The following is a 9,342-nucleotide window of genomic DNA, read 5'->3' on the forward strand; positions in this document are numbered from 1 at the left end:
CACTCTTCCGAGCTCAGGTTTTCTGTCGCAGACGCAGACTAGGCTGCGTGTGTGCCGAAGAGTGAAGTGACCCCCAGCCGCCCGCGCCTGTTGCTGCTTGACGGGCATTCCCTGGCCTACCGCGCTTTTTACGCGCTCAAGGACGCCAACCTGATGACCACCGATGGTCAGCACACCGAGGCGGTCTACGGGTTCACCTCGATGCTGACCAACGTCCTGCGCGACGAGCAGCCGACCCACGTGGCGGTGGCCTTCGACAGGTCGGAGCCGACGTTCCGCCACGAGGCCTACTCCGAGTACAAGGCCAACCGGAGCGAGACGCCGGAGGACTTCCGCGGTCAGATGCAGCTCATCTACGAGCTGCTCGACATCCTGCGCATCCCGCACCTGTCCAAGGCGGGCTTCGAGGCCGACGACCTCATCGCCACGCTCGCCACCCGCGCGGCCGAGCAGGGCATGGACGTGCTGATCGTCACCGGCGACCGCGACGCGCTGCAGCTGGTCAACGAGCACGTCACCGTCCTGATGACCCGGCGCGGCATCAGCGACATGACCAGGTTCACCCCCGATGCCGTGGTCGAGAAGTACGGCCTGACGCCGGAGCAGTACCCCGACTTCGCCGCCCTGCGCGGCGACCCCAGCGACAACCTCCTGAGCATCCCGAGCGTGGGCGAGAAGACCGCCGCCAAGTGGGTGCGCGAGTTCGGCTCGCTGACCGCGCTGGTCGACCGGGTCGACGAGGTCAAGGGCAAGGTCGGCGACAAGCTGCGCGAGCACGTCGCCCAGGTGCTGATGAACCGGCGCCTCACCGAGCTGCTGCGCGACGTCTCGCTCGACGTCGACCTCGGCGACCTCACGCAGGGCGCGTGGGACCGCGAGGAGATCAACAAGCTGTTCGACTCCCTGCAGATCCGCGGCGAGCTGCGCGAGCGCGTCTTCAAGGTGCTCGGCAGCGGCGAGCAGGAGCCCGAGCAGGGCTTCGAGGTCGAGACCGTGCTGCTCGGCCCCGACCGGGTGGCCGGCTGGCTGTCGGCGATGCCCGCGGGCCGGGCCGGGCTGGCCTTCAAGGGCGCCTACGGCAGCGGCACCGGCCGCATCGACGCCATCGCCGTCGCCTCGCCCGACGGCACCGCCGCCCACATCGACCCCGTCAAGCTCACCGAGGCCGACGAGGCGGCCCTGCGGGCCTGGCTGGGCGACGAGGGCCGCCCCAAGGCCGTCCACGACGCCAAGGGGCCCATCCTGGCGCTCTGGGCGCAGGGCCTGGACCTGCGCGGCCTGAGCTGCGACACCGCGCTGGCGGCCTACCTGGCGATGCCAGGGCAGCGCACGTTCGCGCTCGAGGACCTCGCCAGGCGCTACCTCCACCGCGACCTGCGGGCCGAGGAGGAGTCCAACGGGCAGGCCGCGCTGTTCGGCGACGACGAGGACGCCCCGGCCAAGGACCTCGCGCTGCGCGCCCACGCCGTGCGCGAGCTGGCCGACTCCCTGGAGACCTTCCTGGCCGGGCGCGGCGGCACCCAGCTCCTGGCCGACGTCGAGCTGCCCCTGCTGACCGTGCTTGCCGAGCTGGAGCGGGCGGGCATCGCCGTCGACGGCCAATACTTCACGGGCCTGGAGGCCGAGTTCGGGGCCGCGGTCAAGCACGCCGTGGAGGAGGCCCACCGCTCCGTCGGCGAGCAGTTCAACCTGGGCTCGCCCAAGCAGCTGCAGGAGATCCTCTTCGTCCGGCTCAACCTCCCCAAGACGAAGAAGATCAAGACCGGCTACAGCACCGACGCCGACCAGCTCGCCTGGCTGGCCACGCAGACCGAGCACGAGCTGCCGACGATCATGCTGCGTCACCGCGACCAGCAGAAGCTGCGCACCACCGTCGAGGGCCTGATCAAGGAGATCTCCGATGACGGGCGCATCCACACGACGTTCAACCAGATCATCGCCGCCACCGGCCGCCTGTCCTCCGAGAAGCCCAACCTGCAGAACATCCCGATCCGCACCGCCGAGGGCCGCCGCATCCGGCAGGGCTTCGTGGTCGGCGAGGGCTACGAGACGCTGCTGACGGCCGATTACAGCCAGATCGAGCTGCGCATCATGGCCCACCTGTCGGGCGACGAGTCGCTGATCGCGGCGTTCGAGTCGGGCCACGACTTCCACCAGGCCACCGCTGCGCGCGTGTTCAACCTGCCGCCCGAGCAGATCGACGGCGAGCTGCGGGCCCGCATCAAGGCCATGAACTACGGCCTGGCCTACGGCCTGTCCGACTTCGGGCTGTCCGGCCAGCTCAACATCCCGGTCGCGGAGGCGCGGGCGCTGAAGGAGGAATACTTCACCGAGTTCGGCGGCGTGCGCGACTTCCTGCAGGCCATCGTCCAGCAGGCGCGCACCGACGGCTACACCGAGACGATCATGGGTCGCCGCCGCTACCTGCCCGACCTCACCAGCGACAACCGCCAGCGCCGCGAGATGGCCGAGCGGATGGCGCTCAACGCCCCCATCCAGGGCTCGGCCGCCGACATCATCAAGGTCGCCATGCTCAACGTCCACCAGGCCGTCCGCGAGGAGAAGCTGGCCTCCAGGATGCTGCTGCAGGTCCACGACGAGCTGGTCTTCGAGGTCGCGCCAGGGGAGCTGGAGCGGCTCAAGCAGCTCGTGCGCGACCAGATGAACGCCGCCTACCACCTGCGCGTCCCGCTGGAGGTCTCCGTGGGCGTCGGGCGTACGTGGGAGGACGCCGGGCACTGACTGATCATCTTTTCGACTAACCTGGAGGAAATTTCACCAGGCGGCCAGGAGCTCTGTGCGGATTTCAGCGTCCCTCACGCGGACCATCGGCATCGCCAACGTGGTGGTGGTAACGGTGGCCGTCGTCGGCCTGAGCCTCTTACCGTCCGAGCAGCGCCCGCACGCCAAGCCGAAAGACGTGGCCAAGGTCCAGGGCAGCGTCGCACCGCCGAGCCAGACGCCGGTGGGCGAGCCGCCCGGGGTCGTGGCCACACCCGAGTTCGCCCGGCAGGTGCACGCCAACGAGGCCGGGCTGGTGCCGGTCCTGATGTACCACCGGATCCTCCCCAAGCGGCTGGCCTCGATCGACAGGACGCCCGACCAGCTCAGGAAAGAGCTGGAGAAGCTGGCCAAGCAGGGCTACGTGCCGATCACCGCCAGAGACTTCGTCACCGGCGACATCAAGGTGCCGGCGGGGAAGTTCCCGGTCGTGCTGACGTTCGACGACGGGCACCCGAGCCACTTCGCGCTCGACGCGAACGGAAACCCCAAGGCCGGCACGGCCGTGGCCGTCCTCCAGGAGGTGGCCGGGAAATACCCGGGGTTCCGGCCGGTCGCCACCTTCTGGATCAACAGGGAGCCGTTCGGGCTGACCGACCGGGAGTCCCAGGCGGTCGCCGTCAAGTGGCTGGTCGACCACGGGTACGAGGTGGCCAACCACACCTGGAACCACCCCAACCTGCGCGTGATGCGCAAGAAGAAGGTCCGCGAGCAGATCGTCCGGCTCGAACGCCTGCTCAAGAAGCTCGGCGTGCCGGAGTCGCGGACGATGGCCCTGCCGTTCGGGTCGATGCCCCGGCCGAAGAAGCTCGCCCGTACCGGGTCTTGGGACGGCACCCGGTATGATTTCGCCGGCGTGTTCCTCGCCGGCGCGGAGCCGTCGCTTTCGCCCTACGCGAAAAAATTCGACCGGGGAGCCATCCAGCGCATCCAGAGCAACGGCAAGAAGGGCGAGTGCCGCAAGTGGTGCTCGCAGTACTGGCTGGAATGGCTGAACAAGCACCCCGGCGAGCGCTATGTCTCCGACGGCGACCCGGCCCGCATCTCCATACCGGAGAAACTGCGAGGTAAAATCGACGCCAAGCGCGGACTGCAGGTCAACGCGTATTGATTGCTCCCCGGATTGACCCCGTGGCGATGGTCTCATATGCTGATCGCTGCGCTGTGGGCTCGCGCGCGCCTCAGACGGAGCGGGCTCGCGCTCGGTCACGTCGATGTCGTAATTCCTCGGCTTGATGCGGAAGAGGGCCTGCCGCGCATCCGCCACATCGACATCCTGTCCGCGTTCGGAGCAATTCCACACATGACGTCCAGCACTGAGGCCACCTCGAGCACCCCGCAGGTAGCGGTCAACGACATCGGGTCCGAGGAAGCCTTCCTCGCGGCGATCGACGAGACCATCAAGTACTTCAACGACGGCGACATCGTCGAGGGCACCGTCGTCAAGGTCGATCGAGACGAGGTTCTTCTCGATATCGGCTACAAGACCGAGGGTGTCATCCCCTCGCGCGAGCTTTCCATCAAGCACGATGTCGACCCAGCTGACGTCGTGGAAGTCGGAGAGCACGTCGAAGCCCTGGTCCTCCAGAAGGAGGACAAAGAGGGCCGCCTGATCCTGTCCAAGAAGCGCGCGCAGTACGAGCGCGCCTGGGGCACGATCGAGAAGATCAAGGACGAGGACGGCATCGTCACCGGCACCGTCATCGAGGTCGTCAAGGGTGGTCTCATCCTCGACATCGGCCTGCGTGGCTTCCTGCCGGCGTCCCTCGTGGAGATGCGCCGCGTCCGCGACCTGCAGCCGTACGTCGGCCGCGAGCTCGAAGCCAAGATCATCGAGCTCGACAAGAACCGCAACAACGTGGTTCTGTCGCGCCGCGCCTGGCTCGAGCAGACGCAGTCCGAGGTTCGCCAGACGTTCCTCAACACCCTCCAGAAGGGTCAGGTCCGCAAGGGCGTCGTCTCCTCGATCGTCAACTTCGGCGCCTTCGTCGACCTCGGTGGGGTCGACGGTCTGGTCCACGTGTCCGAGCTGTCCTGGAAGCACATCGACCACCCCTCCGAGGTTGTCGAGGTCGGCCAGGAGGTCACGGTCGAGGTCCTCGACGTCGACATGGAGCGCGAGCGCGTCTCCCTGTCGCTCAAGGCGACCCAGGAAGACCCGTGGCAGCAGTTCGCCCGCACCCACCAGATCGGCCAGGTCGTGCCGGGCCGCGTCACCAAGCTGGTGCCGTTCGGCGCGTTCGTCCGGGTCGAGGAGGGCATCGAGGGCCTGGTCCACATCTCCGAGCTGGCCGAGCGCCACGTGGAGATCCCGGAGCAGGTCGTCCAGGTCGGCGACGAGATCTTTGTCAAGATCATCGACATCGACCTCGACCGTCGCCGCATCAGCCTCTCGCTGAAGCAGGCCAACGAGGGCGTCGGGACCGAGGTCGAGTTCGACCCGACCCTGTACGGCATGGCGGCCACGTACGACGACCAGGGCAACTACATCTACCCCGAGGGCTTCGACCCGGAGACCGGGGAGTGGCTCGAGGGCTTCGACAAGCAGCGTGAGGAGTGGGAGCGGCAGTACGCCGAGGCCCAGACGCGCTTCGAGGCTCACCGGAAGCAGATCGAGGAGGCCCGCAAGGCCGAGGCGGAGGCCGGCGAGGCCGCTCCCTCGACCTACAGCGGCGAGACGCAGGCTCCGGCCGGCGGCTCCTCCTCGTCGTCGGCTCCGGCCAGCGGCGCGCTCGCCTCGGACGAGGCGCTCGCGGCTCTGCGCGAGAAGCTCGCGGGCGGCCAGAGCTGACCTTCGGGTCCGGCTGAGGCACAGCGTTAACTCCGGAAGGCCCCGTACCGTTCGCGGTGCGGGGCCTTCCGCACGCTCGGCCTCCGGGGGCCGGGGCGGGAGGCGCTGGGGGTCTGGCGCCGGGCGAGAGACGCCGTGAGTGCCACTGTGCGCGTCGCGGCGCCCAGGGCGGTGGATGGACACCGGGACCGCGGCGCTCCACCCGCACCGTGACACAGAGGCCCGCACGGGGGCGTCGCAGCCGCGCCGTTGGTGTGCGGTGCCGAGGGTGGGCGCGTGGTGCGATGCGGTGCCGTCGGCCGGCAGCGTCATGGGTGAGGCTCGTGGGGTGCGGTGGGTGTGGCGTGGGGGTTTCGGGCGAGGTGTTGAGGGGGGTCGCAGATTTTACCTTGGGTGTTGGCGAGCCCGCCGCCCGCGGCGATCGGCGCTGACAGACTGACCTGCGCTGTTGACACCACGATCGATTCCCAGGGGCGACGCGTTGGGCATGGTTCAGCGGGTGATCATCCTTGCCGCAGCCGCGCTGGCGGCCGCGGCCGCCGCTTCGCCGGCGGTGAAGGGCGCGGCCGTTCCCCAATGGCAGGACTGCGGCGACGGGTTGCAGTGCGCCAAGCTGTCCGTACCCGTCGACTGGGCCAGGCCGCACGGCCCCCGTACCGAGATCGACCTGGCGAGGATGCCCGCGCAGGACCCGCAGCACACCCGCGGCTTCCTGGTGGTGAACACCGGCCCGGCCTCCACCGTCCAGGCCGTGCGCGCCCGGCCGGAGGGTGTGAGCGAGCTGACCAGGTGGTTCGACGTGGTGCTGGTCGAGCCGCGCGGGATCGGCGACCGGGGGAGCGCGGCCGCCGTTCAGTGCGTGGTGGCGCAGCCCGACCCGCTGCGCCTCGTCCTCGCCCCTGGACGGGCCGGGTGGCGCGCCTACGCCCGCGACAACGCCGCCTACGACAGGAGTTGCCGGGCCGCCGCCGGACCCGCCTACGACGGGTTCACGTCCTGGCAGGTCGCCCACGACCTCGACGCCCTGCGCGCCGAGCTGGGGGAGCCCCGGCTGCGGTACTTCGGCTCCTCCTACGGGGCCGTGTACGGGCAGGCGTACATGGAGCTGTTCCCGCACCGGACCGGGCGGATGTACCTCGAAGGCGGGCCCGACCACACCGAGCCGGACCTGGCGCAGCGGCTGACCGACCGGGCACGGGCGGCCGAGCGGCAGCTGTTCTCCTTCCGCGACTGGTGCCGCAGGCACCTGGGGTGCCCGCTCCACGACGCCGACACCGACGCCGTGGAGGTCTACGACGCCCTGACCCGCCGCACGCCCCTGCACGCGGGCCCCGGGCGTACGGTGAACTCCCGGCGCCTCGCGGTGGCCGTCCACGCCGGGCTGGCCCCGGGGCGCTGGCCGGAGCTGGCCCGGGCCATGTCCGAGGCCAGGGAGGGCGACGCGACCAGGCTGGCGGCGTTGGCCTCCGAGGCGACCAAGCGGGCGTCCGAGGCAACCAAGCAGGCATCCGAGGCGATCAAGCAGGCATCCGAGGCGATCAAGCCGGACGCCGAGGCAGCCAAGCAGGCCTCCGAGGCGGCCAAGGCGGACGCCGTGAGCGCGCCGGCGCCGCCCGCGACCGTGTCGGGAGCCATGTGGTGCCACGACTTCATGCCCGCCGTGCCCGCCTACCGGCGCTTCCTCGCGATGGAGGCGCATCTGCGCGAGGTGGCGCCGCGCGTGGGATGGGTGAGCGGCCGGTACGAGGTCGCACGATGCCTCGGCATGCCGCGCAAGGGCGCCCCGAGCTGGCCCCCGAACGTGCCGGACCCCCGTCACGGCCCCACGGTCCTGGTCGGGATCGGCCGGCTGGACACCGGCGCCCGGCCCGTGGGGCGCATCCCCGGGGCGGTCGTGCTGTCGCACGGCGACGGGCCCGACGCGTACCTGCTCCAGGGGGTCAGCAGGCTCCGCGCCACCTGCCTGCGCACGCACGTGCACGACTACCTCGTCAACGGGACGGTGCCGCAGGAGGGCACCGAGTGCCCCGGCGAGCTCACGGCGGGCATGTATCCGTGAGGAGCGGACGGTAGGGTGCTGCGCGTGCTGATCGAACGGGCGACCACGGCGGACGCGGGCGAGATCCTCACCTTGCAGCGGGCGGCCTACGTGAGCGAGGCCCAGCTGTACGGCGACCCGTACATCCCGCCGCTCATCGAGTCGCTGGAGCAGGTCCGCAAGGTCATCGAGGGCGCCGTCGTGCTCAAGGCGCTCGACGCCGGCCGCGTGATCGGCGCGGTGCGCGGGCAGGTGTCCGGCACGACCTGCCTGGTCGGACGCCTGGTCGTGGCGCCCGACCGCCAGGGCCGGGGCATCGGCACGGCGCTGCTGACGGCCCTGCACGAGGCGGTGCCGGAGGCGGAGGCGTTCGACCTGTTCACGGGGCACCTGTCAGGGGTCAACCTCAAGCTCTACCGCCGTCTGGGCTACCGGGAGACGAGCCGGGAGCGGATGGACGATCATCTGACGCTGATCCATCTGCGTATGCGGCCAGATCGATCCCTTCCTCAGCCGTGATCATGACGCGGCCCAGGTCGTCGTCCACCCAGTTCCACCCCCAGCGCCACTCCGAGCCCGCCGGATGGTCGGCGTTGAGCCGGTCGAGCACGCCCTGGAGGGCGGCGGCGGGCACGATGACCTGGTGGCGGCCCCGCCACGGCACGTGTACGGGCGGGTCGACCGGCGGCGTCCCGACCCCGTGCGCGCGCAGCGCCGCGGCCACCGCCGCCGGGTCCACCCCGAACAGGTGCAGCGGCGTCGGCCCCCGGTCCTCCTCGACGTCATAGGCCAGGGCCATGAGCCAGTCCGCCGGCTCCGCCTGCCGGCGGCCCGCGGCCAGCGCCAGGCCGGTCGCGATGCCGTAGAGCTTGTAGAAGGCGGGGTTGGCGAAGCCGCCCGCCCCGTGCGCGGGCCTGGCGTGGTGCGGCAGGCATTCGAGCGCGTGCGCGCGGTCCAGCCCCGCCTCGGTCAGCACCCGCGCGGCCAGGGACTCGCCGGCCAGCAGGGCGAGCACGACGTGTTGCGGCCCCACCCAGTCGTCCCCGACGGCCGCGGCCTGCTCGTGCGCGGCCCGTACGATCGTCGTCTTCATGTCTACGATGATGACCCCGTAGGCTTTTTCCCGTGTTGAAGACTGGGCTCACAGGCGGTATCGGATCGGGCAAGAGCGAGGTGTCGAAGCGGCTCGCGGCCAAGGGCGCCGTCGTGATCGACGCCGACAGGATCGCCCGCGAGGTGGTCGAGCCGGACACGCCGGGGCTGGCCAGGGTGGTGGCCGCGTTCGGGGAGGGCGTGCTGCGCCCCGACGGCTCGCTCGACAGGGAGAAGCTCGGCTCCATCGTCTTCGCCGACCCCGAGCGGCTCGCCGCGCTCAACGCGATCGTCCACCCGCTGGTGGGGGAGCGGGTGGCGGAGCTGCAGAGCCGGGCGGCCGACGACGCGATCACCGTCTACGACGTGCCGCTGCTGGCGGAGAACCACCTGGCCCCCATGTACGACGTGGTCATCGTCGTCGACGCGGCCGACGAGACCCGCATCCGTCGCCTGGCCGAGCACCGGGGCATGCCGGAGGCCGACGCCAAGTCCCGCATCGCCGCCCAGGCCTCCCGCGAGGACCGGCTGGCGGTGGCCGACATCGTGATCCCCAACGAGGGCTCGCTGGCCGAGCTGGACGCCCGGGTGGACGAGGTCTGGGAGGAGCTGACGAGGCGCGCGGGCCGCGGCTGACCCG

7 protein-coding genes are annotated in these 9,342 nt (G+C 70.6%); 6 read left to right on the forward strand and 1 reads right to left on the reverse strand.

The features are described from left to right. Positions 1 to 51: 51 nt before the first annotated feature. The 5 genes from polA to ACIHFD_RS08125 all read left to right on the forward strand — a co-directional run bounded on the left by polA (position 52) and on the right by ACIHFD_RS08125 (position 8,129). Positions 52 to 2,742 (forward strand): DNA polymerase I, encoded by a 2,691-nt coding sequence (gene polA / locus ACIHFD_RS08105; RefSeq protein ID WP_397366106.1) that lies wholly within the window; start codon positions 52 to 54, stop codon positions 2,740 to 2,742. A gap of 55 nt (positions 2,743 to 2,797) precedes the next feature. Further along, positions 2,798 to 3,892, forward strand: a complete 1,095-nt coding sequence (locus ACIHFD_RS08110; RefSeq protein WP_397366108.1) for a polysaccharide deacetylase family protein — start codon at positions 2,798 to 2,800, stop codon at positions 3,890 to 3,892. A 192-nt stretch (positions 3,893 to 4,084) separates the two neighbouring features. Then, a complete protein-coding gene (gene rpsA, locus ACIHFD_RS08115) occupies positions 4,085 to 5,572 on the forward strand; it encodes a 30S ribosomal protein S1 (protein ID WP_350726329.1) in 1,488 nt (495 codons plus the stop codon). A gap of 499 nt (positions 5,573 to 6,071) precedes the next feature. Then, entirely contained in the window at positions 6,072 to 7,631 is a 1,560-nt protein-coding gene (locus ACIHFD_RS08120) for an alpha/beta fold hydrolase (RefSeq protein WP_397366110.1), read from the forward strand. An 18-nt stretch (positions 7,632 to 7,649) separates the two neighbouring features. Further along, positions 7,650 to 8,129: a GNAT family N-acetyltransferase gene (locus ACIHFD_RS08125; protein ID WP_397366296.1), complete on the forward strand. Its 480-nt coding sequence runs from the start codon at positions 7,650 to 7,652 to the stop codon at positions 8,127 to 8,129. Here ACIHFD_RS08125 and ACIHFD_RS08130 read toward each other — a convergent pair. Beyond that, complete coding sequence (locus ACIHFD_RS08130) at positions 8,017 to 8,703, reverse strand: Clp protease N-terminal domain-containing protein (RefSeq protein WP_397366112.1); 687 nt, start codon at positions 8,701 to 8,703, stop codon at positions 8,017 to 8,019. The genes ACIHFD_RS08125 and ACIHFD_RS08130 overlap by 113 nt on opposite strands. A gap of 32 nt (positions 8,704 to 8,735) precedes the next feature. Between ACIHFD_RS08130 and coaE the strand changes: the two genes are divergently transcribed. Continuing rightward, a complete protein-coding gene (gene coaE, locus ACIHFD_RS08135; RefSeq protein WP_357728462.1) occupies positions 8,736 to 9,338 on the forward strand; it encodes a dephospho-CoA kinase in 603 nt (200 codons plus the stop codon). Positions 9,339 to 9,342 lie beyond the last annotated feature (4 nt).

This window comes from Nonomuraea sp. NPDC051941 (assembly GCF_044593615.1).

Coding starts and splice junctions, on each gene's coding strand:
- rpsA (WP_350726329.1), top strand. CDS start 4,085: ATGACGTCCAGCACTGAGGCCACCTCGAGCACCCCGCAGGTAGCGGTC.
- ACIHFD_RS08130 (WP_397366112.1), bottom strand. CDS start 8,703: ATGAAGACGACGATCGTACGGGCCGCGCACGAGCAGGCCGCGGCCGTC.